Origin of the sequence: Cohaesibacter gelatinilyticus (assembly GCF_900215605.1) — a bacterium.
GTDB classification, from domain to species: Bacteria; Pseudomonadota; Alphaproteobacteria; order Rhizobiales; family Cohaesibacteraceae; genus Cohaesibacter; species Cohaesibacter gelatinilyticus.
The window spans coordinates 226,500-252,931 of record NZ_OBEL01000003.1; the positions used below are offsets into that span (position 1 = coordinate 226,500).

Sequence of the window (26,432 nt, forward strand, 5' to 3'; positions counted from 1 at the left end):
CCGCAAAAAGACATAGCCTGCCTCTTAACCGGGCAAGCTATTTAAGTTGCGGCGCAGTATAGGCATCAAACTATCCAGCGCAACGTCTTTTATGAGCTTTTGTCTTGCACAACGCCAATCCCGGCCTTATGTGAAGAGAAAATTCGCAAAATCTGTTCTGACCCATCAAAAAAGGGGCCCTCGCCCATGATTTCGTCTGCCTATCTGGCATTCAGTCAAAGTTTCAGCCAACCTTTTCGATCTGTCCTTTGGAAAAGCCTCGGTATCACGCTTCTCCTGCTTGCTCTTATTTGGGCAGGTAGTCAGGCGGGCCTTTCGCATTTGCTCTCAATGGAGGATGTTTTGCCCGGATGGGCGGAAACAGTTGCCTCCATTCTGGCCGGCCTTGGGGTGGTTTTTGGCTTATGGTTCCTTATTGTCCCGGTTTCGGCGGTTGTTGCGTCACTCTTTCTGGACGATGTCTCCCGTGTTGTAGAGACCACGCATTATCCTCGCGAGGAACCGGGTCGGGATTTGCCAGTTGCTGAAGCTGTAGCGCAAGCTCTTCGTTTTCTGGGTGTGGTCATCGGCGTCAACTTGCTTGTCTTGCTGATGGTTCCCTTGCTTGGACTTGGCTTCATTATTTTCTTCCCAGCCAACGGCTATCTTTTGGGGCGGGAATATTTTGAACAAGCTGCTCTTCGGTTCCGCAATCCAGAGGATGTCAAAGCATTGCGCAAGCGCCATGGCGCAAAGATTTTCCTCTGCGGCCTGGTAATTGCATGTTTCATTGCAGTGCCGATCCTGAACCTGCTGACACCACTTTTTGCAACAGCATTCATGGTGCATGTTCATAAAAAACTGTCCGGATCGACCCCTACCAATATTGAATAGGCTATTCTCCAGAACAATGGTCTGGAATTTTGCAAGTCACGGATATTGGGCCGTAAATTCATCGCATGGATGGGGCTGCGGCTGAGCGATCGGGTAGATTTGCATTGTAAGGGTAAGCAGGGAAATCAAGGATTGCCATTTTCCTGCTTACAAATTTTGAACGGTCGAGTGACTTTTCCCCCATGCTATCGGTTGGACACTTGTTTAATCGATAGCTTTGTTTTCATGTGATGTGTGAACCAGGTTGGAGAGAAGGCTGAAGATCAGTTTTGTATGATATTTGTACTGATCGCTATTTTCACCCATTGAGATGGCAAGAGCACCGCGGTCAAACATTGCTGCGAACAAATCAGAAAGTATCGTGATATCAATATTCGGATTGGTATCACCGAAAAGATGGTCGAGACCCTGTCGAAGCTCCTCGCCACCAGTTTCCAACCCAAGAGCTCGTATCTCTTCGAACCCCAATGCAGCAGGTCCATCAATGAGCAGCATCTTGGCTCTCCCTGGTGCTGAGATCGCATCGAAATAGGCATCAGAACCAGCGAACAGAGCTTCCATTGGTTCCATGTCGGTCGATGTCCTTGCTTCAATTTCTTCAGCAATAGCAGTTAGTTCCTTGCATAGAACGGTGCGAAACAACTCCGCTTTATCTTTGTAGTGATGATACAATGCTCCACGTGTTACACCGGCCTCGCTAACGATGTCTGGTGTACTTGTTGCCGGATACCCTTTTTCAGCAAAAAGCCGCCTTGCAGCCGTAACGAGTGCGTGTTGGGTGTCTTCGGCTCTTGCAGCATTTGATTTGCGTTCATTTTTTACTTGCATACATACAGCCTGTTTGTTAATAGAAAACATGCATACAGACTGTATGTTAAATCATTATGGAGATAAACCCATGAAATGCACGCAATTCTATCCTGTGATTATGACCGACAAAGTGGCAGAAACGGCTGCTTTCTATCAAACACACTTCAGATTCGTACCGAGCTTCGAGAGTGACTGGTATGTTCACTTGCAGTCTGTGGAAGATGAGAAAGTGAATATCGCTATTCTGCAAGGTGACCATGAAACGATCCCGAAACCGGCACGAGGGAAGGTCAGTGGTCTTCTTTTAAATTTCGAGGTTGATGATGTGGATGCTGAATATCGACGCGCACAGCAAAACGGCCTTGTCATACATCTGCCGATTAAAGACGAGGCATTCGGACAGCGACATTTCATAACGTCCGATCCAAATGGTGTTCTGATTGATGTTATTAAGATTATCCCGCCAAGTGAGGAATTTTTGAAGCAGTATGCCGATGGTGTGCCTGCATGATTGAGAAGAGATTATCTTGGTTACCGGATATGCTCCGGAGCCAAGATGACCGGGCGGTTTTGAAAGTTGGATGAGCAAAATGGCAAAAAAACTAAAATATTGGTTTGATAGGGATTGTGCTTTTAAAATTGCGACTGCGATCAAACCTCATTTCGAAGCGCTGAATATCGAAGAATATGCAGATATGGTCGAAAAGGGAATCGATGGTCTTGAACTCAAAGACCGTGTTTTTGTAATGGCGCAAGCTTTGCGTGTTCATATGCCTCGTGATTACAAAAAAACTTCACAAATATTGCACAAATCGCTAGGACCGACTCTCGAAACGGAAGAAGGGATGTTCTCCAAGGGGTATTGGCTCATGCCGGTGGCACGGCTCGTTGAGGAGTTCGGTACAGATTACTTTGATATTTCGATGGATTTATGCGCCGAGATCACCAAACGAAACACCTCGGAATATGCTGTCAGGCCATATATCGAGCTCGATCCGGAAAAGGCACTTGATTTTATGAAGAACTGGGCTGGCTCGGAAAATGCGCATGTCCGTCGACTGGCCGTTGAAGGGGGACGCCCACGTCTACCATGGGCCAAACATCTTCCCATCTTCATTGAAGATCCCGAACCCATGCTCGATCTGGTAGAGCCGTTGAAGACGGATCCGTCAAGATATGTTCGCAAATCTGTGGCCAACCTCATTAATGATGTTTCCAAGGACCATCCGGAACGGATTGGTGAGCTGGTCAAGGATTGGTCGACCATCGATCACCCATATACCCAATGGATTTTGAAACATGGAACACGGACATTACGAAAGTAGCCTTTTATCGCCGGCCAAATTTCGGATTTTGGCGATATCCGACAATTGCAGACTATTGTTTAGCCGGTAAATTCACCGGTATTGTCTGGTTGCCCCTGTTGGTTTTCATATGAATCCAGTTCTACGATCGGTGCAGGAACGCTATAGGTCTTGTCCTTGAATGTGCAAAGGTCAGCGATGATACATTTTTTGCAGTCCGGTTTACGTGCCTTGCAGACATAGCGCCCGTGCAGGATCAACCAATGATGGGAATGGCGCTTGAACTCCTTCGGGATGATCTTGTCCAGAGCCAGTTCCACATCATCGACATTCTTGCCCGGCGCTAGTCCAACTCGATTGGACAGACGGAAAATATGCGTATCCACCGCAATGGTGGATTGGCCGAAGAAGATATTCAGAACCACATTGGCTGTTTTGCGACCAACACCGGGAAGGCCGACCAAAGCATCCCGATCTGCTGGCACTTCCGAACAATATTCATCAATCAGCTTTTGGCTGAGCAGAATGACATTCTTGGCCTTGTTTCGATAAAGACCAATGGTTTTGATATAGTCACGGACCTTTTCTTCGCCTAAGGCCACCATTTTTTCCGGTGTATCAGCAATGGCGAAAAGCGGACCTGTAGCCTTGTTCACGCCTACGTCGGTGGCTTGAGCTGACAGCACGACTGCGACCAGCAAGGTATAGGCGTTGCTATAATCCAATTCACCACGTGGATCGGGGCGCTGTTTGGAAAAGCGTTCAAAAAGATCAACAATCTCAGCTTTTTTCAATCGCGACCAGCGACGTCGTGTCACTTTTTTCGGTTTTGATGATTCTGGCTTTGCACTTTTGCTCATCAGATCGGTCCGGCTTTCTGGCTATCATGACTGGTGGGTCTCATCCCGCCTCTTGTCTTACAGCGCGTCCCCGAAAAGTTGAAGTACTTTTCGGATAGGGACTGGCGTGAAACAAGGAACCAAAGCAATGCGCACAAGCCAATCATCGCCAAAATGCCTTAAAGCCCAATAGGCAGGGCCTTTCGACATTTTCGTGATCCAGTTTGATATGGGAAAACACGTAAAATTCACCTATAATGGTGGAATGAGGCACAAAGACTGGAAAGTGTTTTGTCAGAAACCAGTAAGCAACCAGAAAATGAAAAGATCTACTTTCATGCTATCCTCCATCCCCATCGTTCGTTGGGGACCAAAGGTTTCTTGATCCTGATGATCTTTGTCTTTGTGGTTCTGCTAGGAGTTTCTCTCTACTTCTGGTCACTTGGTGCATGGCCTGTCATTGGTTTCGCCGGACTGGATCTTCTGGCTCTCTATTGGGCATTTCGGATCAATTATCGCGATGCACGGACCCGAGAGCGGATATTGCTGACCCGTGAGAGTCTGATCCTGACCAAAATGCCTGTAAAGGGCAAAGAAGTATCCTTTCAGTGCAATCCCTATTGGGCTCGCTTGATCACCGAGGAACAAGATGAGGAAGGCATGACACGGTTATGCCTGATCTCTCACGGCAAGAGCCTGGAGATTGGACCATTTCTCAACGCGCCAGACCGCGAAAGTCTCGCTCGAGCGCTGCAGGCAGCTTTGTTGTTGGTCAAACAGCCGCCAATGCCATCGTGAAATTGAATAGCGCAAATTTCTTGTCGTGGTTCGAGCAAGTTTCGGGTGGCGAGCATTTGTGAGCTCTCCTAGAATGACACCAGTTCGTTTTTGCAGAGGAGGCCGATCATGGAACCGGCATTGGCCAATGATTATGAGAGCCCGATCGGGCAAGGCACAAGTGAAAACACTATGGCAGATTATGATCTGATCCGCCGCTCCATTGAATATCTGACCATGAACTGGCGTGCGCAACCAAGCCTTGATGATCTGGCTGATCATATTGGGCTGAGCCAAAGTCATATGCAAAGATTGTTCACACGCTGGACAGGTGGTTTGTCGCCAAAAGGTTTCATTCAGGCAGTAACCTTGGACCATGCCAAACACTTGCTGGATCAATCTGCTTCCATCATGGAAACAGCTTTTGAAGTTGGGCTATCCGGTCCGTCACGTCTGCATGATCTGTTTGTCACCCATGAAGCCATAACGCCGGGCGTCTATAAAGCCAAGGGAGAAGGGCTGATCATTCGTTACGGTCTTCATTCATGCCCCTTTGGTCAGGCGCTTGTGATGATCACGGATCAAGGTGGTTTGGCCGGAATGGCCTTTTGTGATGCTGGCAAGGAGCAGGAAGCGCTGCAGGATATGACCAGCCGTTGGCCAAAGGCGCGCTATGAACGGGATCAGGCTGCAACATTACCTTATGCCACCCGTGCTTTTGACATGAATAGCTGGCAGCAGGATCAGCCCTTAAGGATCACATTGATTGGGACAGATTTTGAAGTGCGTGTATGGGAGACATTGCTGAAGATCCCAATGGGTCATGCGACCAGCTATTCTGCTATCGCCGAACATTTGGGTAAACCAACGGCATCACGAGCAGTAGGCGCAGCGGTGGGCAGAAACCCGATCTCTTTCGTCGTGCCTTGCCATCGCGTGATGGCAAAAAGCGGTAAGCTTTGTGGTTATCATTGGGGCCTGACCCGTAAACAGGCCATGCTGGGATGGGAAAAAGGCCATCTACCCATCGATGCCTGAACACCAAGCTGTTTAGAGCGAGTTCTTATCCGAAAAGTTGAAGCACTACTCACGATTCAACGATTGTGAGAAGTGTTTTAAGCTACAAAAAAGCCCCGCAACAGGTTTGTTGCGGGGCTTTTGATTGTCCAAAAATTCAACCTTACAGATCAATGATTTCCTTGGATGCAATGGTTGTATCTACATTCAGCTTGTAAACGGTCGGAACACCAGTTGCGATATTGACGTTCAGGATTTCTTCCCTGCTCAGGCGATCCAGGACCATTACCAGCGAACGCAAACTGTTTCCATGAGCAGCTACCAGTACATTCTGACCAGCCATGACGCGTGGCAGAATATCAGTGATGAAGTATGGCAGGGTACGCGCTGCGGTGTCTTTCAGGCTTTCACCGCCTGGAGGGGGAATATCGTAAGAGCGGCGCCAGATATGAACCTGCTCTTCGCCCCATTTCTTGCGTGCATCATCCTTGTTCAGGCCAGCCAGATCGCCATAATCACGCTCATTCAGCGCCAGATCGCGAATAGTGGTCAGGTCGGATTGCCCAACGCCATCCAAAATCATCTGACAGGTGCGCTGGGCACGGGTCAGCTCGGACGTGAAGGCAACATCGAACTTCATGCCCATCTCGTTGAGTTTGTTGCCCGCAGCAATCGCTTCAGACACACCCTTTTCTGTCAGATCAGGATCTTTCCAGCCAGTGAACAGGTTTTTCAGATTCCATTCACTCTGACCATGACGCACCAAGACAAGGGTCCGTTCCATTTCATTCGCTCCTCAATTGCGATATATGTTAAAGCCTTTCTCATTTTCATCGAAAACATTTGAAAGGCTTTAGCTCTTTATTTTGAAGCGAGCTCTTATCCGAAAAATGCCTTAACTTTTCGGGAACGCGCTCTAACGATCATCCAGGGCTTTGCCAGACACCCTTATGACAGTCCCAACACATCCATCATGGAATAATAGCCAACCGGCTTATCCTTGGCCCAAAGGGCTGCTTTTACGGCGCCACGCGCAAAGACGCTGCGATCCTGTGCCTTGTGAGTCAGTTCAATGCGCTCACCCTCACCGGCCAGAATAACCGTGTGCTCGCCGATCACGGAGCCACCGCGCAAGGTTGCAAAGCCGATCGAGCCGCGCTCGCGGGCTCCGGTGATACCCTCACGAGACATGACGGCATTGGCTCGCAAATCAATGTTTCGACCAAGAGCTGCAGCTTCCCCCAGCAACAAGGCTGTACCAGATGGTGCATCTACCTTGTGTCTGTGATGCATTTCGACCACTTCGATATCAAAGTCGGCATCAAGTGAGCGAGCGGCTTGCTCAACCAGTTTACCAAGAAGGTTGACACCAAGGCTCATGTTGCCGGATTTGACAATAACGGCTCCTTGGGCGGCCAGATTTGGCAATTGGGCTTCTTCCTCGGCATCAAAGCCGGTAGTGCCAATGATATGTACCTTGCCAAGGCGGGCGGCGACTTCTGCAAACTGCAGGCTTGCAGTTGGTGCTGTGAAATCAATCAGACCATCAGCGACCGACAGGGCGGCCTCAAGATCATCAGTAACCTGAACGTCCAAAGGTTGTAATCCGGCAAGTGTACCGGCATCCATACCAAGACTTGCAGATCCGGTTCGCTCGACTGCGCCAGCAACCCTTACACCAGCAGATTCTGTTATGGCAGCAATCAAGGCACGACCCATGCGACCCTCTGCTCCCATAACGACCAGACCCATCCCGGATGTTCCAACAGAGCTTGCTGTCACCATGTTCCTAAATCCTGCCTTCGAGCATGTGCGCATGGAATTGCGCAAAATCCAGCCTGTTCTTAGCAGGTTTGGCACGGCAGACAAGGGTCTTGTGATGCGACAATCGATGTTCTGGTCCGAAAAATTCTGGTTGAAGGTTATATCATGCTAAATTCTATCAGAATTAACCAATCGTAAATACTTCAAGCACTGCGCTTGACCGCTAGACTCGCTCCTAATGGAGTTAGACTCACAGGCACAATAAGCAACGTTTCCGTTTGACTCTAGATTCCCATTCCAATTCTTTAGAAAATTGAGATTCTTTTTCGTTCGACTCTCTTAAATTAATAAAGATTCAAACTTTAATGATCTAATTACTGGCGACAACAACCGGGCTGTGCTTTACTTGGTTAATATTGATTAAATATTTTTGGGGGGACGGGGATGCGATATCAACGCGCATACTGTTACAACGGCAAAGATTTGAGGCCACAACAAAGCCAGCCCGAGGCACAAAGTTGGCAGGCCATGAAGCCAGCGCAATTTCAAATCACTGCAACACCTACAGTTCGTGCAATTCGGTATATGTCGCTGATCGCTGCGATACTCGTTTTCATCGTCGGCATTGCCCATTATTTCACGGCAACCTGGGCCACCACCTGGCAGCAAGTCAGCGTGGAAGTGACCCGTGCAGAAGTTGCACGCATTAAACATGGTGATGCCGTACCGATTTTCACGGCTGATTTGAGCTATACCTATAATGTAAATGGTGAAACCTTGACCGGTACCCGCTTGTCGGTGGCGCCTACTCGCTCCACCTCTCCCGGTGAAGTCAAGCGCATGCTCGCTCCTTTCAGTGAGGGACGCACAGTTCTGGCATATGTCAATCCCAACAGACCGGAACAGGTCTATCTGACCACCAATCCAAACTATTATATGATGAATTTTGTTCTGCCTGCACTCATTGTGCTGGCTTTGAACTGGTTGTTTGGTCAGGTTCAGCATGTCCGGGATGAACGACGAAGGCGGCGAGATTGGCGATTTGGGGAGTTGCAAGCAGCTCCGGTCTATGCAGGTGCTGCAATCTAAAACATCTCACAAATCAAGGCGCATGGCGATCCGACTTTGCGTATTGGCCCCGGCCGCTATTTCTCTTGATACAATATCGCGGAGCCAATAGGGCTGTGTCTCAGTGGGGATGATCTCAAAGCCATGGCGAGCGTAAAAAGGTCCATTCCAGGCAATATCGCTATAGGTAGTGAGAAATAAAGCGTCAAAAGACTGTGGCTTCGCTTCCTTGATACAATGGTCTAGCAAGGATGTACCGATCCCCTGCCCTTGATAATCTGCGCCTACAGATAGCTCGTCAATATGCAGATCGCTCGCTCCAACTCTATGGGCGATGATGAAGCCTGCAAGAGCGCCCTCCGCTGTCTTGGCAGACCATCCAAGTCCACCTGTAGCAAAGTGCTGTTCGACAGCGTCTCCTGTACAGGCAGCCGAGCTGGCCAGTTCTGGATAAGGGCTATCTTTGAACAGCTGGGCTGCGCTTAACTCCACTTCAGACAAAAAAGGCCAATCCTTTCTTAGGATTGGCCCAATCGTCACGGAACAATTTGTGTTGAACTGAGTCACACTTTATTCCTTAAATTCCGCTCAAAACCGTTACTTCTCTAATGCCTTGGCAATGTCATCCGTAATGCGTCGTGCCATGTCCGAACGATTGTCTGCCTGCAAGATCGGGCGCCCGACTACCAGATAGTCAGCACCCGCTGCAATGGCTTTGGATGGGGTCATGACCCGCTTCTGATCGCCAATATCTGTGCCTTCTGGACGGATGCCAGGCGTGACAATGGACATGTCTGGCCCAACAATGGCGCGCATCGCACCTGCTTCCTGAGCAGAGCAAACAATGCCATCCATACCAGCGGCACGGGCGTTTGCTGCCCGCTTGGCAACAAGGTCCTTGGCGCTTATCAGGTAGCCTGCTTCCGCCAAATCTGCGTCATCCATAGATGTCAGTACCGTCACCCCCAGCAGATTGAGGTTGGTATCCCCACGACCCTGAACAGCTGCCCGCATGGCTTTTGGATAGGCGTGAATGGTCAGGAATTTGGCACCCATATCTCGAATGGAGATCACGCCCTTTTCAATGGTATTGTCGATATCAAGAAGCTTCAGATCCATGAAGACATCTTTATCATCTGCGATCAGGTCCCGTGCCAGATCAAACCCGCCAGCATATCCCAATTGATAGCCAATCTTGTAAAAAGAAACGCTGTCACCCAAGTCATCAATAATGGCGTAGGCGTCATCAACAGTTGGGACGTCGAGAGGCACAATCATACGATCCCGCGGGCTAAGGGCAGACATGGCAATCTCCATTTTTCGGCCAGTTACCCGCATCTAAAATTCGTCACATTGAGCAGCGAGCATCGAACGAACTTTAGATTCAAAAAGGTAACTAGCAAGTATATGTTTCTAATGCGGTTTCAAGATTGAAATAGGCAAACAAACCCGCAGACAGATGATATCTGTTTCAATTCCACCACACTGGAGTGGCCCCTCTCTACACCCTTTTAACCCGCAAGCCAAGATAGGCAATGATTTTGCGATAATCCTTAGAAACGCTTGCTATGGGAGAGCAAACTTGCCGCTGCATCACCTAGGAAAGCGGCCGTTCTGTTGTCAGACAAATCCCCGGTATCATCAAAGGCTGAATGGGCAGAGCCAACGCTTACCTGCTGTGGCAAAACCAGCGCCCCCAAGGCCACCAAAACCTGCCGCAAATGGGCGAGACCTCGAATCCCCCCCAAACCACCAGGTGAGGCACCGCCGATGGCATAGACCGGATTTTTGAAAGGATGTGGATCCGAATTTGGCAGGCGGGAAATCCAGTCAATGGTATTCTTCAGCAATGGACTGATACTGGCGTTATATTCCGGACTGGCAATGAAGACACCATCTTGGCTTGCCAGTAATTTTGCCAGTTTGATTGCATTTTCGGGTATCCCTTTTTCCGCTTCTTCATCCTGATCGAAAAGTGGCAGAGGATAATCCTGCAGTGAAATCAGAGTGACTTCACAATCCAACAGGCTTAATTGCTTGGCCATGGCTCCGGCCAAAGACTTGTTGAAACTGGCAGACCGGTTGGATCCGGCGAAACACAGGATTTTGGAATGAGTCATGGAATTTGTCTTTCAGCAATCGAAAACAATAAACGTGGGAATCATCACCAAGGCGAGATAAAACCTTAACTCCAACGAATCTATCACGCTTGATTTTCCTTTAAAATAAGAGTGACTGCATGAATCCTGTTTACAAAACCGATCGATTGATCTTGCGCCCGAGATCTCTGAACGATCTAGAAGATTGTGTTGCCATGGATCTGGATCCTGCGGTGGTGAAATATATCCGTCCGACCGAAGATGAAGAAACACATCGTGCCTTCCTGCAAGAGCGCTTCAAACGATCCTATGAAGATGGTCTTGGCTTTTGGTCTGTTTTTTTGAGAAAAGAGGATGGCAGCCAAGGAGATTTCATTGGCTGGGTTCTTCTGGTGCCTCTGGCAGATGAAGGTCCGGAGGTCGAGATCGGTTATCGGTTCATACAGGCAGCTTGGGGCAACGGCTATGCCAGCGAAGCGGCCGCCGTTATTCGGGATCATGCCTTCCAGCAAACTGATCTGTATGAGATCGTGGCGGTGACTCATCCTGAGAATAGAGCCTCTCAGAGTGTATTGAGGAAAATCGGCCTGCTTCAGAAAGAAGACAAGCTTGCTTATGGTCAGATGCTACCCTTCTTTACTCTGGAAAAAGCACGATGGCAGGAGTTATCAGCAGCCTGATACTTCACCTTTTTTCCAGCGCGCAACTGAGCGCTGAATAAGGTCTGGTATACCGGTATCAGTTATTTTCAGAGATTTGGAGAGGCGAACGCATCCCTTGCCAATATTCAGCCCCGTTGTCAAAGATCCATCTGGATCAAGGGCTTGAATGTTACCAAGATAGAGACTGACATACTGCTTTTGAGCATTGAGATGACATAGCCAGCGATCATCCAGACCATAACCCAGCATTTTATAGTGAATGTGCTCATCCACTTCAGGAGCAATGCCCAAGATCAGTTGGCGCAAGGTTAAGAGCTTGTCTTTGCGCCAATCCTCTTCCAGTTGATCAAGATATCTCTGAGGAGTGTCAGCATCGGACTGCATTGCATCACATCAGTTTTGATGACGGCGGCGATACACCCAGACCCGTGCTGGAGGCAGGTTCCCAACCACCCAATTGCTGACCTCAACATCAAATTGTCCGGCTTTGGCCGGAACGGGAGGAACCAGAGCATAGGAAAACTGGATGAATGGAGCTCCCGGCGCCAGTGACTTCAGGCAAAGCTCAATCAGGCGCTTTCGCTGAGGCATGGGCTTGGTAAAAAGCGGCAGAGACGAGACCACAGCGGATAGCGGCTCATGAACGTGATCCTGAATCAGAGCTTCAAAATCATAGGCGTCACCTTGAACCACGGTTGCTCCGGCAAACCGATCAGATAGAATATCAACAAATTGCGAGGAATATTCAACGGCAATAACACGATGTGGATCAATACCGCGCTCAAGAACCGCACTGGTAACAACCCCGGTTCCAGGACCCAATTCCAAGACTTTTCCCGGTAGCTTGGGGTTGATATAGCTGGCCATGCGACGCGCAAGTGCAGGGCTGGATGGAGCAACTGCCCCGGTTTTTAGTGGATTATCGAACCATTGTCGCAGAAAGCGGATCTCATCCGGAAGGCGAGCCTTCAGGCTGGTACTACGCAATTGTTTTAACATGCTTTCCTCACGCAAAATCCATCGCTCTGCTTCGATAACCTACAGCTATGGCGATGGTATGACGCCCCACTTTGAAGACTACAATGTCTTAACCTTGTTCTTCACCTTAACCTAGGGAGCCGATCATCAAATGTGAAGGGGCTATATCGAATTGTTCAACAAAGCTTAGCATGGTTGTTGGAAAAACAAAAAGGCAACCCAAGAGAGTTGCCTTTTGTAATCTGTCAAAGCATGGCATGGGCCATTCGACTAGTCGGAGATCTTTTCGAAGAAATCTTTGACACGGGCAAAGAAACCAGAGCTGTCAGGGTGATTGTCTTCATGAGAGATTTGTTCGAATTCGGAGATAAGCTCTTTCTGACGCTTTGTAAGCTTGCGTGGAGTTTCGACGTCCACCTGGATATACATATCTCCATGCTGAGCGGAACGTAGCACTGGCATGCCCTTGCCACGCAGGCGGAACTGTTTGCCCGATTGTGTGCCTTCCGGCACTTTTACACGGGTTTTACCGCCACCCACGACAGGAACTTCAAAAGATCCGCCCAAAATGGCGGTGGTCATGGAAATGGGCACCTTACAGAAGATATCAGATCCATCACGTTGGAACAGATCATGCGGTGTCTGGCTGATAAAGATATAGAGATCGCCAGATGGGCCGCCCCGAACACCTGCTTCTCCTTCGCCGGAAAGCCGGATACGAGTGCCGTCTTCGATACCGGCTGGAATATTGACTGACAGATTACGATCTTCCGTCGTGCGACCAACGCCGCCACAATTTTCACATGGATCTTCGATCATCTCTCCCCGACCATGACAGGACGGACAGGTGCGCTCGACAGTGAAAAAGCCCTGGCTTGCGCGAACTTTGCCCATACCACCACAGGTTCGGCATGGCTTTGGTGCGGTGCCGGCCTTGGCGCCGGAACCGGAACAAGTTCCACAAGTCACCGAAGTCGGCACTTCAATCTCGGCAGCCTTGCCATGGAAGCATTCTTCCAATGTGACTTCCAGATTATAGCGTAGATCCGCGCCACGTTCGCGACCACGGCTTCTGCTGCGGCCACCACCCATCATATCGCCGAAGATATCTTCGAAAATATCATGCATGGAGGTGCCGAAATCATTGCCAAAGCCCTGCCCCATACCGCCTTGCTCAAAGGCTGCATGGCCATAGCGATCATAAGCAGCACGCTTTTCAGCGTCTTTCAAAACCTCGTAGGCCTCATTCACTTCCTTGAAGCGGGCCTCGGCATCGGGATTGTCAGGATTGCGGTCAGGGTGGAACTGCATGGCCTTCTTGCGAAAGGCGCTTTTCAGGGCCTTGTCATCCACTCCGTTGGACACACCAAGCGTTTCGTAATAGTCAGCTTTAGACATAATGAGCCGTCATATTCCAAACTGTTCGAGGTGGGTCCGTGCGCGGGCGAAATCGCTGGTGCCATACGCTTGCCACCTGTGAGCCCGCTTAAAGCCAATTGCAAAAGCAGGCCATGAGAAAAAGGGCTTCTCACCATTCGGTTTATCCGAGTGGAAAAGAAGCCCTCTTCAATGCTCAAAAGCCAAAGGCGAAAGCCTTAGGACTTTTTCTCTTCGTCATCGCGGACTTCTTCAAAGTCAGCATCAACGATATCATCTTCCTGCGCTGCATCTGCAGCGGCGTCAGCTGCTGCACGAGCTTCCTCATCAGACTGCTGAGCTGCATACATTGCTTCGCCAAGCTTCATGGATGCGTTGGTCAGAGCTTCAGATTTGGCATTGATGGCTTCAATGTCATCGCCTTCCAAAGCTTCCTTTACGTCAGCAATCGCCACTTCAATGGCAGATTTGTCAGCTTCGGAGACCTTGTCGCCAAATTCAGACAAAGACTTTTCGGCAGAGTGAGCCAGAGCTTCAGCCTGGTTCTTGGCTTCTACCAGTTCCTTGCGGCTCTTGTCAGCTTCGGCATTGGCTTCAGCATCTTTCACCATCTGCTCAATATCAGCATCAGACAGACCGCCGGAAGCACGAATGGAGATTTTCTGCTCCTTGCCGGTGCCTTTATCGGTAGCAGACACATTCACGATACCGTTGGCATCAATGTCGAAAGTTACTTCAATCTGCGGCACGCCGCGTGGTGCTGGTGGAATACCAACCAGATCGAATTGGCCAAGAGCCTTGTTATCGGCAGCCATTTCACGCTCACCCTGGAAGACCCGGATGGTCACCGCATTCTGATTGTCATCAGCAGTGGAGAATACCTGGCTCTTCTTGGTTGGGATGGTGGTGTTGCGGTCGATCAGACGTGTGAACACGCCACCAAGGGTTTCAATACCCAGAGACAACGGAGTCACATCGAGCAACAGGACGTCTTTCACGTCACCTTGCAGAACACCAGCCTGAATGGCAGCACCCATGGCAACCACTTCATCAGGGTTCACACCCTTATGAGGCTCTTTGCCGAAGAACTGCTTAACAGATTCCTGAACCTTAGGCATACGGGTCATACCGCCCACGAGAACAACTTCGTCGATCTCGGAAGCATTCAGACCAGCATCTTTCAAAGCTGCTTCACAAGGCTTGATGGTGCGCTTGATCAGATCATCCACCAATGCTTCGAACTTGGCACGAGTCAGTTTCAAGGTCAGGTGTTTTGGGCCGGATGCATCTGCGGTGATATAAGGCAGGTTGATCTCGGTCTGAGTGGAGGAAGACAACTCGATCTTGGCTTTTTCGGCTGCTTCTTTCAAGCGTTGCAGAGCCAGCTTGTCACCCTTCAGATCAATGCCGCTCTCTTTCTTGAACTCACCGACCAGATAATCAACCAGACGCATGTCGAAGTCTTCACCACCGAGGAAGGTATCACCATTGGTGGACTTCACTTCAAAGACGCCATCACCGATTTCCAGAACGGACACGTCGAAGGTACCACCACCAAGGTCATAAACCGCGATGGTTTTGCCGTCATTCTTATCCAGACCATAGGCCAAGGCCGCTGCTGTTGGCTCGTTGATAATGCGTTTCACATCCAGACCAGCAATCTTGCCAGCATCTTTGGTTGCCTGACGCTGAGCATCGTTAAAGTAGGCAGGAACGGTAACAACAGCTTCGGTGACAGTCTCGCCAAGATAATCTTCGGCAGTTTCCTTCATTTTCTGCAAGATCATCGCAGAAACCTGAGAAGGAGAGTATTTTTCGCCGTCTACCTGAACCCATGCATCGCCGTTATCGCCTTTGACGATTTCGTATGGCACCAGCTCTTTGTCTTTTGCCACTGCCGGGTCGTTATACCGGCGGCCAATCAGACGCTTGACGGCAAACAGGGTATTCACCGGATTGGTCACGGCCTGACGCTTGGCAGGCTGACCGGCAAGACGCTCGCCATCCTCGGTAAAACCGATCATGGAAGGAGTGGTCCGTGCGCCTTCCGCATTCTCAACGACTTTTGGCTCTTTGCCATCCATGATGGACACACAGGAGTTTGTGGTGCCCAAGTCAATACCAATGACTTTGCTCATATTTCTTCTCCTTGTCGGCAGGCCGGTCAAGCTCTTGGGTAAAGCAGCTCGCCAATGCCAATCAACTAATCAGCCCGGCCCCCATGAAGATTTTGCCTCACATGAGGCTTTCATTCACGTTTCACGGCACATATAGGGGCGTATCGAACGTCCTGCAAGGCACCGCGGCCCTAGATTTGCGACATTTTTGAAAATCAGCGCTCTCTTTAAGTCAGAGAAGCGGCAAAATAAAGGGGGTGATTTTGGTTAAAGTGGCGTTAAGGACAAATTTTTCCCCAAATTCTATTCTGTTGCTTCAAGAAATTATCCCATCCAGCTATGGGCAAGGTACAAGTTGTGGATCTATACTGATAGAATAAGATCATCGATAGATCGATACAGTTGGAAGTTGCCCATGCTTGAACTGCGCATTATTCGAAATCTTTTGTCTGCCCTGTTCATGATATTTTGCATGAATATGGCACCAACAACTGTAATAGCCAATGAAATCTATACGCCGAAACGGGGAACCGAAGAGCGAACAGACGTCTTGAACGCGATCAGACCTCTGATAGAAGCGCGCGTTGGCCCACCGGTAGAATTTGTTGTCGATCGGTTGCGTATTTATCAAGACTGGGTATTTGCAGTGGTTAATCCCCAACGTCCTGGTGGAATTGCAATCAATAAAACTGATAAAAACTATCGTTTGAGTGAGTTTCAAGACGGTCTGCATACGTATGTATTGCTGAAATATGCCTATAAGCGTTGGAATATTGTTGATTATGCAATTGGTCCAACAGATGTTTTTTGGGAGGGAGATCCGCTCTACGAGCAATTTCCCCGCAACTTTATTTATTGAATTCGGTATGGAATTGATTTCGACATGAAATTGCTTGCCGGATATCTGGATCACTCAGCGCAAGAAACACTTCTTTCAGAGATCCGGGAGATTGTACGTCAGGCCCCGCTTTTCACACCCTGTATGCCACGAACGGGAAAGCCATTTTCAGTGCGGATGAGTAATTGTGGCCCGTTGGGCTGGGTCGCTGACAAGCAGGGATATAGATATCAGTCCACTCATCCAATCACCGATGAGCCCTGGCCAAACATTCCAGACCAGCTTTTGAAGTTGTGGAGCGATCTGACTGACTTTGGCGGAGAGCCGGAAGCCTGCCTGATCAATCACTACGAACCCAGGGCCAAAATGGGCTTGCATGTGGACGAGGACGAAGAAGAGTTCATGGCACCCATTTTCTCGCTTTCACTGGGAGATGACGCCCGGTTTCGCTTGGGGGGAATGAATCGAAAAGATCCGACCAAAAGCTTCATCCTGCATTCCGGTGATGTTTTGCTTTTGGATGGTGAAGATCGTAAAGCCTATCATGGAATTGATCGGATTTATGCAGGAACTTCGACCCTGCTCAAAGCCCCGGGACGCATAAACCTGACAATGCGTCGTGTTACATCCTGGAATGAAACAGAATGAGGCGAAGATGTGGCAAAAATCGGTGTTTCAAATTTTAATCTTTTAAATTCAATATCTTAATATGTAACTGACTTGTAACCTCCTCTATGTAACATTAAACACTTCATACCCAAGCCAAACGGGTAGTTCGTTATTTGGAGTACATATATGAAATGCCTCGTAAAGATTGCACCGATGGCTTTGTCGTTGATTGTCGCGATCAATCCAGCCAAGGCTGAAGATGTCTTTTCGACCATGATGGCAGGGGGCTTTACCGAGCTCGAAAACTGGGATGTAAAATTAGGTGGCGGCGTTGCCTATGCGCCCAAATTCGAAGGCTCAAAAGACCATAAGGTCTCGGCTATGCCCTACCTGGATATTGCCTGGAAAGATACGATCTTCCTAAATCCGGTCGATGGTCTGGGTGTCAATATTTTCAAACACGAAGGTTTCACCTTTGGGGGATCCGTTGGCTATGATGGTGGACGCAAGGAAAAAGACAGCCGCAAAGAACTGACTGGCCTGGGAAATGTTAAAGGTGGCGCACAAGGCTCGCTTTTTGCCAGTTACCAATATTCGTTTCTTGAGACGGATGTGAAAATCAACAAGACTTTCTCTGGTTCAAAAAGTCTGACCGTAGATGCTGGCGTGAGTGCTTTTATACCTCTGGCGGTTCTTATGGGCTCCTCAATGGGCGGCGATGTCTCCAGAGATGATAACGAGGGTCCAAATGGTCCCGTGTTAACTCTTGGTGCCTCCACAACGTGGGCTGACAAGAATCACATGGAAAGCTATTTTGGCGTGACAAGCGCGCAATCGGCAGCGTCTGGTTTGAAGCAATTCACGGCTAAATCTGGCTTCAAATCTGTATCTGGTTCCATTGGCCTGATTGTTCCCGTCACTGATCATGTGATCATTGGCTCCAAAGCAGAATATACCAAACTGATCGGTGACGCTGCGGACAGCTCCATCACGCGGAAAGAAGATCAGTTTTCTGGACAGCTTTTCACTGTCTATAAATTCTGAGCGCTTGCCGTTTTGAAGCATATAAAATGCCTGCAGGGACAGAAGTACGTTTTGTTCCTCGCAGGTTTTTTGGTATTAAAATACAAATTTTATAAAAATATACCATCTAAACAATGTGTTACATGATAACCATACTGTAACTCCTTCTCTGGGATGATGAAATTTCAAATCAGTTCTAAAGCCTCAAATTTGTAAAGGCGCAGCTAGGGAAATGTCCATGAAGCAAACCGCACTGCTTGTTTTGCTGGTTGAAGACGATATGGATCTGGCCGCGACACTATCTGACTATCTGACGCTGGAGAATATAGAATGCGATCATGCTTTCAATGGAAGGGCTGGCCTGGATCAGGCGTTGAACAATCAGTATGACCTGATCTTGCTTGATCTTACCTTGCCACAAATAGATGGTCTCTCGGTTAGTGAACAGCTACGTGCGCAGCATATCCAATGCCCCATTTTGATGTTAACGGCTCGTGACGCCATTTCCGATCGCGTTGCTGGCTTTGAAGCCGGCGCGGATGACTATCTCATCAAGCCTTTTGCATTTGAAGAATTGGTCGTTCGAATTCGTGCACTGGTCCGGCGTTCTAAAGCCCAGTCCAACCAGGTAAAAATAGCGGACCTGACCATCGATTTTGATCAACAGCTGGCGCTGCGCAATGGCCGTAGGCTCAAACTCTCCCCCACCGGTTGGACACTTCTTGAACAATTGGCCCGAAACAGTCCAAAAACTCTAAGCCGTGAGCAATTGGAGCGTGCGGTTTGGGGAGATCAAGTACCGAATAGCAATAGCCTGAAGGTGCACATATACAAGTTGCGTCGACAGATACAGAGGCCTCATGAAAGCCCTTTGCTAAATACTGTTGCAGGCTCAGGCTATGGATTGCGCCAGTCCTGATTGAGATAGAAGGGTGGAAGATATGTCCTTGTCATTTTTAAATCCCTTGAAACCCGGATTTCAGGTGCGATCACTAAGGCAGGAATTTCGCCGATCTCTCTTGGCTTTATTCATCATCTTGGTGCTGGTCTACAGTGTTGGCCTATTTTTCTATTTCATGGCGGGCCTGGATACTGCCAAGCGACTGGAGATGAAAAATGTTGCCCTCAGCTACGCGGCTCAGATGCAGCAAAATGATAATCTCTCCCCGCTGACCCCCATCACTCGTACACTTCTGGTTGCCGAGAAATTTGAAGACTTACCGAAAGAATATCAGAGTATTTTCTCAAAAGAAGATCTTGTACCGGGAAAACTTGAGGCCGAGCCTCTGGAAAAGGGTGACGGTCCGCCAGAGTTTATCTATTTCGTCTATGTAGAACCAACCAAGGACGGCAAAAGGCTTTATTTGGCTGACAAACTCTTCATACCAAAAGACGAACTCATACATAAAACATTCGGATTTTGGAATCTGGAACTAATTGTTTTTGCAGGTGCAGGCTTCTCCATTCTAGTGTTTCTGCTGGTTTTCCATTTTTTGACAAGACGGGTAAATGAGCGCATCAATGCCTTGCAGTCCTGGGCAGATCAACTCAAAGCCCGCGAGCTGGTCGAAGAGAGACCGGATTTCAATTATAGAGAATTGAACAAGATTGCCGATCATCTCGCCAAATCCGTCATGCGCATAGCGGGATTTGTTGACCGTGAGCACGCTTTTCTGCGTCATGCAAGCCATGAACTAAGGACACCCATCACCATCATATTCGGTAATGCAGAACTGCTGGAAAAGATAGCAACATCAGAGCAGCAAAAGGAAATCAATGCTCGTATCCAGCGAGCAAGCCACTCCATGCAGACAATCGTGGCAACACTATTGTGGCTTGGTCGGGAAAAAGAAGTCTATACTGATCTGGAGCTGATTGATCCCTCCAAAATGATCCAGCAATGCGTTGAAGATCACCGCTATCTGTTGGGTGGTAAGGAGATTTCCTTGAGCCTTGAGCTTGAGGATGAAACTCAATTGCTACCAGCCGCACCATTGGAAATCATTCTGGCCAATATGGTGCGTAATGCCTTTCAGCATAGCCAGTCTGGTGTCATCAAGATCGTGGCAAGCCAGGGCGAGATTAAGGTGATGAATGAAATTGCGGGCAATCAACCCAGCGATCCATTCAACAAAAGCACAGTTTTTGAGCAAGACAAGGGAATTGGGCTCTCTCTGATCCGTCGAATGGCTGAACGTTTGAACTGGCAATTTGCTCTGATAACTACGGATAATCAGGTTATCGCACATTTGAAATTAAGCTCAGATAAGAAAAATATCTCTATAAATCAGAAGTATGGGTGATAACCGGGCGGCTACCGGCTCTATGGCATTTCTTTGCTGAAATTTGGCAAAGAGGCATGAGCATGCAATCCGTATTCCGTCTAATTCTTCTATCCACTCTGGGATTTGTCTTGGCTGGATGTGGCACAATGCTGGTGCCTCAGAAATCCGGTTTTTCTCAGCAAGCAGCATTGCAGGATATTCCTTCCAGCTGGACGAACTCAAAACAACCCTATGCGTCCGGCGTTCAGAGCCTGCGATCTCTGACAAATGACAAAGCTCTTCTGGCCTATATCGATCAGGTCCTTGAGCAGAATATCTCGCTTCGCCAATCCGAGCTGGCTTATCAACGGGCCGAGCTGGAACGTCAGAAGGCGGCAGGAGATCTGTGGCCCAATTTGAACCTGTCTTCAACGGCAGATCGTTCCCGTAGCAAATCCCAGCAGGCAGCCCCTGGCCAGAAGAGAGCATCTTATGCCAACAATATTGGTCTGGATGCCAGTATCAACTGGGAGCTCGATATCTGGGGCAAGCTTGCCGACCGCAAGAAAGCGGCGAGTGCTGAAGGAGAAGCAAGCCAGCAGGATCTAAAGGCCGCAAGGGTATCAATGGTGGCGCAAGCTCTTCGAGATGGCATTGAACTGGCAAGTCTGGAGCGCTTGAAAAGTCTTGAGCAATCCCGCATCACCAGCCTGCGCCGCACTGAACAGATCATCTCTGATCAATTCTCTCGTGGATTGGGGCAATTAAGTGATCTGGAAGCGGCTCGCTCTGCAACTGCCAATGCCGAAGCCTCCCTTGAGGAGCGAAAACTGGCAATTGCCCAGCTCAAGCGTCGTATGCAGATCGCAACAAATGGCATTCCAACCGGCAAGTTGCGTCTAGGCCGTAAAATGCCGTCCATTCAATTGCCAAAGGGCGATTATCCCGCCGCCATGATGGGCAGGCGGCCCGATATCTTGGCTGCCTTTGAGCGTGCCAAGGCTGCAGATAGCACCCATTCCGCAAGCTACAAGGATATGCTGCCGTCATTCTCGATCACCTTGACTGCCAGCGATCAGGCGCCCAACCTGTCCGATCTGTTCAGTGGAGGACCGGCCTGGCGCACATTGGGATCATTGACTGCTCCGATCTTTGATGGCGGCACCAGACGCCTGACCGCCAAACAGGCAGAGATCGATGCTGCAAGGGGATGGCTGACCTATCGCCAGACCATACTGGATAGCTTATCCGAGGTAGAAAATGGTCTACAGAGTGAAGGAAATCTGCGCCGCAGAGAAGCAATGCTGACCCGAGCCTTGCGCCATTCCAAGACCAATCATGAGCAATATGAGCGCCGTTATCGCGATGGCCTGACGGACATCGTGACCTTGCTATCGGCTGAGCGTGATGCGTTCACGGCAAGGCAGTCCCTGGTCAATATCCGCTCGTTACGGCTTCAAAACCGCGTCAACCTGGCCGTGGCCTTTGGCCTTGGTTTGTAAGCATACGCGCCTCTTTTTCCAAATTTAACTGATCATCGGGCCCCAGCAGGTGGCCCGGCTCATAACATCGAAACAATGAGATCCATCATGCGACACAAAACCTCAAAATTTCTGATGCCCCGCACATCAGAGACTGGCAAAGTCCTGTTTGGTTCTGGATTGGTGCTGGCTGGCCTGCTCCTGTCTACCAGCCTTGTTCCGGCTCAGGAAACCAAACAGGATATGGACGGAGCTGCCCCGCAAGAGCAGCTTCGCCCTCTTGTCAGTGTTGTTGAACGTGGCTCCAGCCAGGAAAATATCCAGTTAAAAGTCTTTGGCGTGGCCAAAGCCCACTATCGTCAAACATTGGTGACGGAAGTTTCCGGACGCATCATCGAACTATCTCCTCGTCTGGAGCCTGGTATCCGACTGAAACAGGGCGAAACCCTCGCCCGGATCGAAGAGACGGACTATCAAACCAGTGTTGCCTCAGCCCAGCAAAGTGTGGCAGAAGCAGAACTGAATTTGCTTCAGGAAGAGCAGCGGAGTGCTCAGGCACAATTGGACTGGAAACGCGCCCGTCTGCAAGGAAAGCCCTCCTCACCTTTGGTGTTGCGAGAACCTTTTCTGAAACTGGAAAAACTCAAGCTTGAAGCCGCCAAAGCCAATCTGGCAAAGGCAGAGAAAAACCTGACCAACACGACGATCAAAGCCCCCTTTGATGCAATCGTCGTGTCTCGCTCGGCTACTCCTAAGGCCTATGTTTCAGCTGGTGCACAATTGGCCGAGATCTATTCCACCGATGAATTGGAAGTGGAAGTCGGTCTATCAGATAAGCAATGGCAGCAATTACTTTTGCAGGATGGAAAGCCTGTCGGCTTGGACAAGATCAAGGCCGAAGTCACCAATGGCACCGATCTGGGTTGGACGGCCGAGGTGATCGCCATTGGAGCGGAAGCCGATAGTCAAACCCGTCAGAAGACGCTGCGCCTCAAGGTCCAACCCATCAGCCCGCAAGGCGCGGTGCTACGCCCCGGTGCCTTCGTCAATGTGCGCCTGATAGGACGGGAAGTTCCCGATATCCTGATGGTTCCATCCTCTGCCCTCACTCTGAAAGGCAATGTCTGGACGGTCTTTTCAAAGGATCAATTGCAGCGCCATGCGGTCACCCCGCTTTTTGCCAAGCAAGAGCAAGTGGCGATTCCGGCTGATCAATTGCCGAGTTGGGACAGAAGCAAGCCGCTTAAAATCGTGGTCAACCCGATCAGTCGTTACCTGCCGGGCCAATATGTCAAACCCACATCCAACTCCGCCGCAGGTACGTCACCTAAAGCAATCGAGAAAGCGCAGGTGGCAGAATGAGCGATCCCAATCACAAAGGCTGGATAGCCTGGTTTGCCAACAATAGTGTTGCGGCAAATCTATTGATGTTTTGCATTCTTGCAGCAGGCGTGATGACCTTGATGTCCATCCGAACAGAAGGTTTCCCGGGCTTCGAAGCCAAACAGGTTACCATTTCGGTTCCTTACAATTCAGGATCCGCCGTCGAAACCGAACGAGCGGTCACGAAGAAGATCGAACGTGCTCTGACCGGTACGGAAGGCATCAAGAAGGTCACCTCAACCTCAACGGCAAGCAACTCGACCATAGTGGTTGAAAAAAGCTCAGGGATTGATCTCGATAAACTGCTTTCTGATGTCAAAATCAAGGTCGATGCGGTCAGCTTGCCAGATGCCGCCGAAAATCCTGTCGTGGTACGTGCTACCGAAATTGAAGAGGTCATTCAGATCGAGCTATTCGGCCCGCTGGAGCAGGATGTTCTCTCGACCAGTGCACGCCGTCTGAAGGATCGTTTGCTCGAAGATCCATTGATCCCCTCGGTGACAATCGGTGGTGATAAAACTCAGGAAATTACCATCAAGGTCAATGAGCAGACCCTACAGCGCTATGGTCTGACTTTCGGAACTGTGGTTCGTCAAGTGCAAGCCTTCTCGCTGGTATCCGAGCAAGGCAGCCTGAAGGGTGAAAATGGTCGCATTCTCGTCAAGGCTGACAAGCAGAGCTATTACAAGCAGGACTTTGAAACCATTCCCGTTGTGACCCTCGAAGATGGTCGCGTGGTTCGCTTGCAAGAGTTGGCAGAGATCCGTGATGGCTATACGGACGATGAAAGTCTGTTTCGTTTTGATGGTCAACCTGGTCGCAAGCTAACTGTGCAAATGGTTGGCGATGCCGATTTGATACCCAGCGCATTACGGGCTCGTGAGATTATTGAAGAGGTCACGGCAGATGGCAGCCTGCCCCCTCAGCTGCAGGTCAAATTCTGGGGTGATCAGAGTGTCGAAATTTCCGATCGACTATCGCTGATGATGAAGAATGGCCTGATGGGGATGGGCTTCGTCTTGCTGACGCTATCACTATTCCTGAACTTGCGTACCGCTTTTTGGGTGGCGATGGGGCTACCAATCGCTTTTGCTGGCGCATTGTTCCTGATGGGACCAAGTATGATGGGTCTCACTTTGAACGAGCTTACGACCTTCGGCTTCATCATTGCTCTGGGCATTGTGGTGGATGATGCAATTGTGGTGGCGGAAAGCGTCCATACCACGGTCAAAGAAGAAGGAAGTGGCGTCGATAAGGTCGTCAAAGGTGTTCATAAGGTCGCAACACCTGCCGTCTTTGGTGTTTTGACCACTATGGCTGCCTTTTTCCCGATCACATTGGTGACCGGCCGCCTTGCTGAAATCTTCTCACTATTTGCTTGGGTGGTGGTTTTCTGCCTGATCTTCTCAATCATTGAATCCAAATTCATCCTGCCTGCTCATCTGGCGCATATCAATCATTCCAAACGCCATGACAATTTTCTGGCGCGCTTCTGGCATGCTTTTCAGGACAAGGTTGGCGGAGCTCTGGATCGCTTCAGGCTCAATATCTATCAGCCACTGGTAACGCTTGCTCTGAAACTACGTTATCTCTCAGCCCTTGTTTTCTGCCTAGTCCTTGTGGCTGTTGGTTACATGATCCCGTCTGGTCATGTGCGTATGGTTTTCTTCCCGGAAATTCCTGGTTCCACCATCACGGCTATCTATGAAAGCGAACCGGACCTTGGTTATGGGCGTCTCTTTGCGGAAGGTTATCGTCTGGAGAAGGCTCTGCACGAGCTTAATGAAGAACTGGCAAATGAAGAACCCTCCAGTAAGCCTCCCCTTATCGGCATCGAGTTGACCGCCAGTGACACAGGTACCGTGACTGTCACTGGTGTTGCGACCCTGCCATCCGAGCGCTCAATCACAATTTCTGAAATGGCGGATCGGTGGCGCGATAAAGTCGGACCAGTAGAAGGTGCAAAGAGACTGAATTTCCGGGCCAGTGAATTTGATGATGCAGATTTCAGTGTCGAATTGTTGCTGGATGATTTGGATTTGCTGATCCAGGCCAGTCAGATGGTCGAAGACAAACTAGCCACGCAAGATGGCGTCCTGTCCATGACCAACAATCTGCGCGCTGTTCGTGGTCGAATGAATATCTCGTTGACGGATTATGGCCGTGCGATTGGTTTGACCACACAAAGTGTATCCGAGCAGGTCTTTCAGGCTATTCGTGGTGCAGAAATCCAGCGTTTCCAACGCGATGATCAGGAGGTAAAGGTAAGGGTCCGCTATCCGGATGCAGAACGCAACAGCAAAGCCGCTCTGGAGCAACTCTATGTGCGAACACCGGATGGCAATCCGGTTCTTCTTAGTGCGGTTGCGACACTATCACCGGATTTCACGGTCGATGAAATTTATCATAGTGAACGTAAGCGCGTTGCTACTCTGGAGGCACAGATTGACAAGGGTAGTATCGAAGCAGAAACTCTGACCAGCTATTTCAATTCTGAAATTTTCCCTCAACTACAAAAGAAGTTTCCTGGAATTGAAGCGAAATTTTCCGGTGAGGTAGAACAGGAAATTGAAGCAATCGGTGGCCTGGTCACCGCCTTCACCATCACCTTGATCGCAATCTATGTTCTGTTGGCCGTGCCGTTGAAATCCTATACCCAGCCTGTGATTGTCATGGCCGCTATTCCCTTTGGAATTGTCGGAGCCATTCTGGGGCATTGGATTGTTGGCTTGCCAATCTCGATCCTTTCCATCAATGGTATCCTTGCGCTCAGTGGCATTGTCGTCAATGACAGCTTGCTGCTCGTCTCTGCCTATAACGAGAATAAGGGCAACGGAACCAAGATCCGAAAAGCCCTGATTTTGGCAGGAGGCCTACGTATGCGAGCGGTTATTCTAACCTCGACCACCACATTTGCAGGTCTTGCCCCGATGATCTTTGAGACTGCAGAACAAGCCCAATTTCTGATCCCGGCGGCGGTCTCATTAGGATTTGGTATCCTGTTTGCCACCCTGATTACCTTGTTCCTGATCCCGGTCTTCTTGATGATTCTGGATGACTTCAAAGGATTGAGCAGATTGCTGGGTAAATCCTGGCATCTCAGATTTGGGTGATCTTGCAAAAACGAAAGGGCGGGTGTTTTCACGACA

General features: G+C 49.5%; 26 protein-coding genes. 15 read left to right on the forward strand and 11 right to left on the reverse strand.

All coding sequences use genetic code 11. The features are described 5' to 3' along the window. Nucleotides 1–186 precede the first annotated feature (186 nt). The gene (locus CRO57_RS14950) at nucleotides 187–873 is read left to right on the forward strand and encodes a sulfate transporter family protein (protein ID WP_097154277.1); all 687 of its coding nucleotides are present in this window, start codon (nucleotides 187–189) and stop codon (nucleotides 871–873) included. 204 nt (nucleotides 874–1,077) lie between these two features. Here the strand turns inward: CRO57_RS14950 and CRO57_RS14955 are convergent, their stop codons facing one another. Further along, nucleotides 1,078–1,731 (reverse strand): TetR/AcrR family transcriptional regulator, encoded by a 654-nt coding sequence (locus CRO57_RS14955; RefSeq protein ID WP_244580108.1) that lies wholly within the window; start codon nucleotides 1,729–1,731, stop codon nucleotides 1,078–1,080. Between the two features lie 40 nt (nucleotides 1,732–1,771). Between CRO57_RS14955 and CRO57_RS14960 the strand changes: the two genes are divergently transcribed. Continuing rightward, on the forward strand, nucleotides 1,772–2,194 hold the full coding sequence (locus CRO57_RS14960; RefSeq protein WP_097154279.1) for a VOC family protein: 423 nt from the start codon (nucleotides 1,772–1,774) through the stop codon (nucleotides 2,192–2,194). A gap of 79 nt (nucleotides 2,195–2,273) precedes the next feature. Next, nucleotides 2,274–3,008 (forward strand): DNA alkylation repair protein, encoded by a 735-nt coding sequence (locus CRO57_RS14965; RefSeq protein ID WP_170956119.1) that lies wholly within the window; start codon nucleotides 2,274–2,276, stop codon nucleotides 3,006–3,008. Nucleotides 3,009–3,067: 59 nt separating this feature from the next. On the opposite strand, the gene nth is transcribed toward CRO57_RS14965, so the two are convergent. Continuing rightward, on the reverse strand, nucleotides 3,068–3,847 hold the full coding sequence (gene nth / locus CRO57_RS14970) for an endonuclease III (RefSeq protein ID WP_097154281.1): 780 nt from the start codon (nucleotides 3,845–3,847) through the stop codon (nucleotides 3,068–3,070). Nucleotides 3,848–4,117: 270 nt separating this feature from the next. Here nth and CRO57_RS14975 point away from each other — a divergent pair, with 270 nt between their 5' ends. Together CRO57_RS14975 and CRO57_RS14980 are read left to right on the forward strand one after the other, a co-directional pair. Next, complete coding sequence (locus CRO57_RS14975) at nucleotides 4,118–4,624, forward strand: DUF2244 domain-containing protein (RefSeq protein ID WP_244580109.1); 507 nt, start codon at nucleotides 4,118–4,120, stop codon at nucleotides 4,622–4,624. A gap of 171 nt (nucleotides 4,625–4,795) precedes the next feature. Continuing rightward, entirely contained in the window at nucleotides 4,796–5,641 is an 846-nt protein-coding gene (locus CRO57_RS14980) for a methylated-DNA--[protein]-cysteine S-methyltransferase (protein ID WP_097154485.1), read from the forward strand. 142 nt (nucleotides 5,642–5,783) lie between these two features. Here the strand turns inward: CRO57_RS14980 and CRO57_RS14985 are convergent, their stop codons facing one another. Continuing rightward, nucleotides 5,784–6,404, reverse strand: coding sequence for a 2,3-bisphosphoglycerate-dependent phosphoglycerate mutase (locus CRO57_RS14985; RefSeq protein WP_097154282.1), 621 nt, complete (start codon nucleotides 6,402–6,404; stop codon nucleotides 5,784–5,786). Between the two features lie 164 nt (nucleotides 6,405–6,568). Then, entirely contained in the window at nucleotides 6,569–7,405 is an 837-nt protein-coding gene (gene dapB / locus CRO57_RS14990; RefSeq protein ID WP_244580110.1) for a 4-hydroxy-tetrahydrodipicolinate reductase, read from the reverse strand. A 423-nt stretch (nucleotides 7,406–7,828) separates the two neighbouring features. Between dapB and CRO57_RS14995 the strand changes: the two genes are divergently transcribed. Next, the gene (locus CRO57_RS14995) at nucleotides 7,829–8,473 is read left to right on the forward strand and encodes a DUF3592 domain-containing protein (protein WP_097154283.1); all 645 of its coding nucleotides are present in this window, start codon (nucleotides 7,829–7,831) and stop codon (nucleotides 8,471–8,473) included. Nucleotides 8,474–8,479: 6 nt separating this feature from the next. Here the strand turns inward: CRO57_RS14995 and CRO57_RS15000 are convergent, their stop codons facing one another. From CRO57_RS15000 to CRO57_RS15010, 3 genes are all read right to left on the reverse strand, one after another. Continuing rightward, nucleotides 8,480–8,944 (reverse strand): GNAT family N-acetyltransferase, encoded by a 465-nt coding sequence (locus CRO57_RS15000; RefSeq protein WP_244580122.1) that lies wholly within the window; start codon nucleotides 8,942–8,944, stop codon nucleotides 8,480–8,482. Between the two features lie 105 nt (nucleotides 8,945–9,049). Continuing rightward, nucleotides 9,050–9,757, reverse strand: coding sequence for an orotidine-5'-phosphate decarboxylase (pyrF, locus tag CRO57_RS15005; RefSeq protein WP_097154285.1), 708 nt, complete (start codon nucleotides 9,755–9,757; stop codon nucleotides 9,050–9,052). Nucleotides 9,758–10,005: 248 nt separating this feature from the next. Next, nucleotides 10,006–10,572: an NADPH-dependent FMN reductase gene (locus CRO57_RS15010; RefSeq protein ID WP_097154286.1), complete on the reverse strand. Its 567-nt coding sequence runs from the start codon at nucleotides 10,570–10,572 to the stop codon at nucleotides 10,006–10,008. Nucleotides 10,573–10,691: 119 nt separating this feature from the next. On the opposite strand from CRO57_RS15010, the gene CRO57_RS15015 reads away from it, so the two are divergent. After that, complete coding sequence (locus CRO57_RS15015) at nucleotides 10,692–11,231, forward strand: GNAT family N-acetyltransferase (protein WP_097154287.1); 540 nt, start codon at nucleotides 10,692–10,694, stop codon at nucleotides 11,229–11,231. On the opposite strand, the gene CRO57_RS15020 is transcribed toward CRO57_RS15015, so the two are convergent. From CRO57_RS15020 to dnaK, 4 genes are all read right to left on the reverse strand, one after another. After that, entirely contained in the window at nucleotides 11,220–11,597 is a 378-nt protein-coding gene (locus tag CRO57_RS15020) for an iron chaperone (protein WP_097154288.1), read from the reverse strand. The genes CRO57_RS15015 and CRO57_RS15020 overlap by 12 nt on opposite strands. 9 nt (nucleotides 11,598–11,606) lie before the next feature. Continuing rightward, nucleotides 11,607–12,212 carry a class I SAM-dependent methyltransferase gene (locus CRO57_RS15025; RefSeq protein ID WP_097154289.1) on the reverse strand — a complete coding sequence of 202 codons (606 nt, stop codon included), beginning with the start codon at nucleotides 12,210–12,212 and terminating at the stop codon, nucleotides 11,607–11,609. 249 nt (nucleotides 12,213–12,461) lie between these two features. Beyond that, on the reverse strand, nucleotides 12,462–13,589 hold the full coding sequence (gene dnaJ, locus CRO57_RS15030; protein ID WP_097154290.1) for a molecular chaperone DnaJ: 1,128 nt from the start codon (nucleotides 13,587–13,589) through the stop codon (nucleotides 12,462–12,464). A gap of 197 nt (nucleotides 13,590–13,786) precedes the next feature. Then, nucleotides 13,787–15,706 carry a molecular chaperone DnaK gene (dnaK, locus tag CRO57_RS15035; protein WP_097154291.1) on the reverse strand — a complete coding sequence of 640 codons (1,920 nt, stop codon included), beginning with the start codon at nucleotides 15,704–15,706 and terminating at the stop codon, nucleotides 13,787–13,789. 394 nt (nucleotides 15,707–16,100) lie between these two features. Here dnaK and CRO57_RS15040 point away from each other — a divergent pair, with 394 nt between their 5' ends. From CRO57_RS15040 to CRO57_RS15075, 8 genes are all read left to right on the forward strand, one after another. Then, the gene (locus CRO57_RS15040) at nucleotides 16,101–16,544 is read left to right on the forward strand and encodes a hypothetical protein (RefSeq protein WP_097154292.1); all 444 of its coding nucleotides are present in this window, start codon (nucleotides 16,101–16,103) and stop codon (nucleotides 16,542–16,544) included. A gap of 24 nt (nucleotides 16,545–16,568) precedes the next feature. After that, nucleotides 16,569–17,171, forward strand: coding sequence for an alpha-ketoglutarate-dependent dioxygenase AlkB family protein (locus CRO57_RS15045; RefSeq protein WP_097154293.1), 603 nt, complete (start codon nucleotides 16,569–16,571; stop codon nucleotides 17,169–17,171). A 147-nt stretch (nucleotides 17,172–17,318) separates the two neighbouring features. Further along, on the forward strand, nucleotides 17,319–18,176 hold the full coding sequence (locus CRO57_RS15050) for a MipA/OmpV family protein (protein WP_097154294.1): 858 nt from the start codon (nucleotides 17,319–17,321) through the stop codon (nucleotides 18,174–18,176). Between the two features lie 217 nt (nucleotides 18,177–18,393). Beyond that, a complete protein-coding gene (locus tag CRO57_RS15055) occupies nucleotides 18,394–19,074 on the forward strand; it encodes a response regulator transcription factor (protein ID WP_170956122.1) in 681 nt (226 codons plus the stop codon). 22 nt (nucleotides 19,075–19,096) lie between these two features. After that, on the forward strand, nucleotides 19,097–20,458 hold the full coding sequence (locus CRO57_RS15060) for a sensor histidine kinase (protein WP_141401254.1): 1,362 nt from the start codon (nucleotides 19,097–19,099) through the stop codon (nucleotides 20,456–20,458). 62 nt (nucleotides 20,459–20,520) lie between these two features. Next, entirely contained in the window at nucleotides 20,521–21,921 is a 1,401-nt protein-coding gene (locus tag CRO57_RS15065) for an efflux transporter outer membrane subunit (protein ID WP_097154487.1), read from the forward strand. Nucleotides 21,922–22,008: 87 nt separating this feature from the next. Further along, complete coding sequence (locus tag CRO57_RS15070) at nucleotides 22,009–23,262, forward strand: efflux RND transporter periplasmic adaptor subunit (RefSeq protein WP_170956123.1); 1,254 nt, start codon at nucleotides 22,009–22,011, stop codon at nucleotides 23,260–23,262. Further along, the gene (locus tag CRO57_RS15075) at nucleotides 23,259–26,396 is read left to right on the forward strand and encodes an efflux RND transporter permease subunit (RefSeq protein WP_097154298.1); all 3,138 of its coding nucleotides are present in this window, start codon (nucleotides 23,259–23,261) and stop codon (nucleotides 26,394–26,396) included. The genes CRO57_RS15070 and CRO57_RS15075 overlap by 4 nt, the downstream gene beginning before the upstream one ends. Nucleotides 26,397–26,432: the final 36 nt, after the last annotated feature.

Coding starts and splice junctions, on each gene's coding strand:
- CRO57_RS14950 (WP_097154277.1), top strand. CDS start 187: ATGATTTCGTCTGCCTATCTGGCATTCAGTCAAAGTTTCAGCCAACCT.
- CRO57_RS14955 (WP_244580108.1), bottom strand. CDS start 1,731: ATGTTTTCTATTAACAAACAGGCTGTATGTATGCAAGTAAAAAATGAA.
- CRO57_RS14960 (WP_097154279.1), top strand. CDS start 1,772: ATGAAATGCACGCAATTCTATCCTGTGATTATGACCGACAAAGTGGCA.
- CRO57_RS14965 (WP_170956119.1), top strand. CDS start 2,274: ATGGCAAAAAAACTAAAATATTGGTTTGATAGGGATTGTGCTTTTAAA.
- nth (WP_097154281.1), bottom strand. CDS start 3,847: ATGAGCAAAAGTGCAAAGCCAGAATCATCAAAACCGAAAAAAGTGACA.
- CRO57_RS14980 (WP_097154485.1), top strand. CDS start 4,796: ATGGCAGATTATGATCTGATCCGCCGCTCCATTGAATATCTGACCATG.
- CRO57_RS14985 (WP_097154282.1), bottom strand. CDS start 6,404: ATGGAACGGACCCTTGTCTTGGTGCGTCATGGTCAGAGTGAATGGAAT.
- dapB (WP_244580110.1), bottom strand. CDS start 7,405: ATGGTGACAGCAAGCTCTGTTGGAACATCCGGGATGGGTCTGGTCGTT.
- CRO57_RS14995 (WP_097154283.1), top strand. CDS start 7,829: ATGCGATATCAACGCGCATACTGTTACAACGGCAAAGATTTGAGGCCA.
- pyrF (WP_097154285.1), bottom strand. CDS start 9,757: ATGTCTGCCCTTAGCCCGCGGGATCGTATGATTGTGCCTCTCGACGTC.
- CRO57_RS15010 (WP_097154286.1), bottom strand. CDS start 10,572: ATGACTCATTCCAAAATCCTGTGTTTCGCCGGATCCAACCGGTCTGCC.
- CRO57_RS15015 (WP_097154287.1), top strand. CDS start 10,692: ATGAATCCTGTTTACAAAACCGATCGATTGATCTTGCGCCCGAGATCT.
- CRO57_RS15020 (WP_097154288.1), bottom strand. CDS start 11,597: ATGCAGTCCGATGCTGACACTCCTCAGAGATATCTTGATCAACTGGAA.
- CRO57_RS15025 (WP_097154289.1), bottom strand. CDS start 12,212: ATGTTAAAACAATTGCGTAGTACCAGCCTGAAGGCTCGCCTTCCGGAT.
- dnaJ (WP_097154290.1), bottom strand. CDS start 13,589: ATGTCTAAAGCTGACTATTACGAAACGCTTGGTGTGTCCAACGGAGTG.
- dnaK (WP_097154291.1), bottom strand. CDS start 15,706: ATGAGCAAAGTCATTGGTATTGACTTGGGCACCACAAACTCCTGTGTG.
- CRO57_RS15040 (WP_097154292.1), top strand. CDS start 16,101: ATGCTTGAACTGCGCATTATTCGAAATCTTTTGTCTGCCCTGTTCATG.
- CRO57_RS15045 (WP_097154293.1), top strand. CDS start 16,569: ATGAAATTGCTTGCCGGATATCTGGATCACTCAGCGCAAGAAACACTT.
- CRO57_RS15050 (WP_097154294.1), top strand. CDS start 17,319: ATGAAATGCCTCGTAAAGATTGCACCGATGGCTTTGTCGTTGATTGTC.
- CRO57_RS15055 (WP_170956122.1), top strand. CDS start 18,394: ATGAAGCAAACCGCACTGCTTGTTTTGCTGGTTGAAGACGATATGGAT.
- CRO57_RS15060 (WP_141401254.1), top strand. CDS start 19,097: ATGTCCTTGTCATTTTTAAATCCCTTGAAACCCGGATTTCAGGTGCGA.
- CRO57_RS15065 (WP_097154487.1), top strand. CDS start 20,521: ATGCAATCCGTATTCCGTCTAATTCTTCTATCCACTCTGGGATTTGTC.
- CRO57_RS15070 (WP_170956123.1), top strand. CDS start 22,009: ATGCGACACAAAACCTCAAAATTTCTGATGCCCCGCACATCAGAGACT.
- CRO57_RS15075 (WP_097154298.1), top strand. CDS start 23,259: ATGAGCGATCCCAATCACAAAGGCTGGATAGCCTGGTTTGCCAACAAT.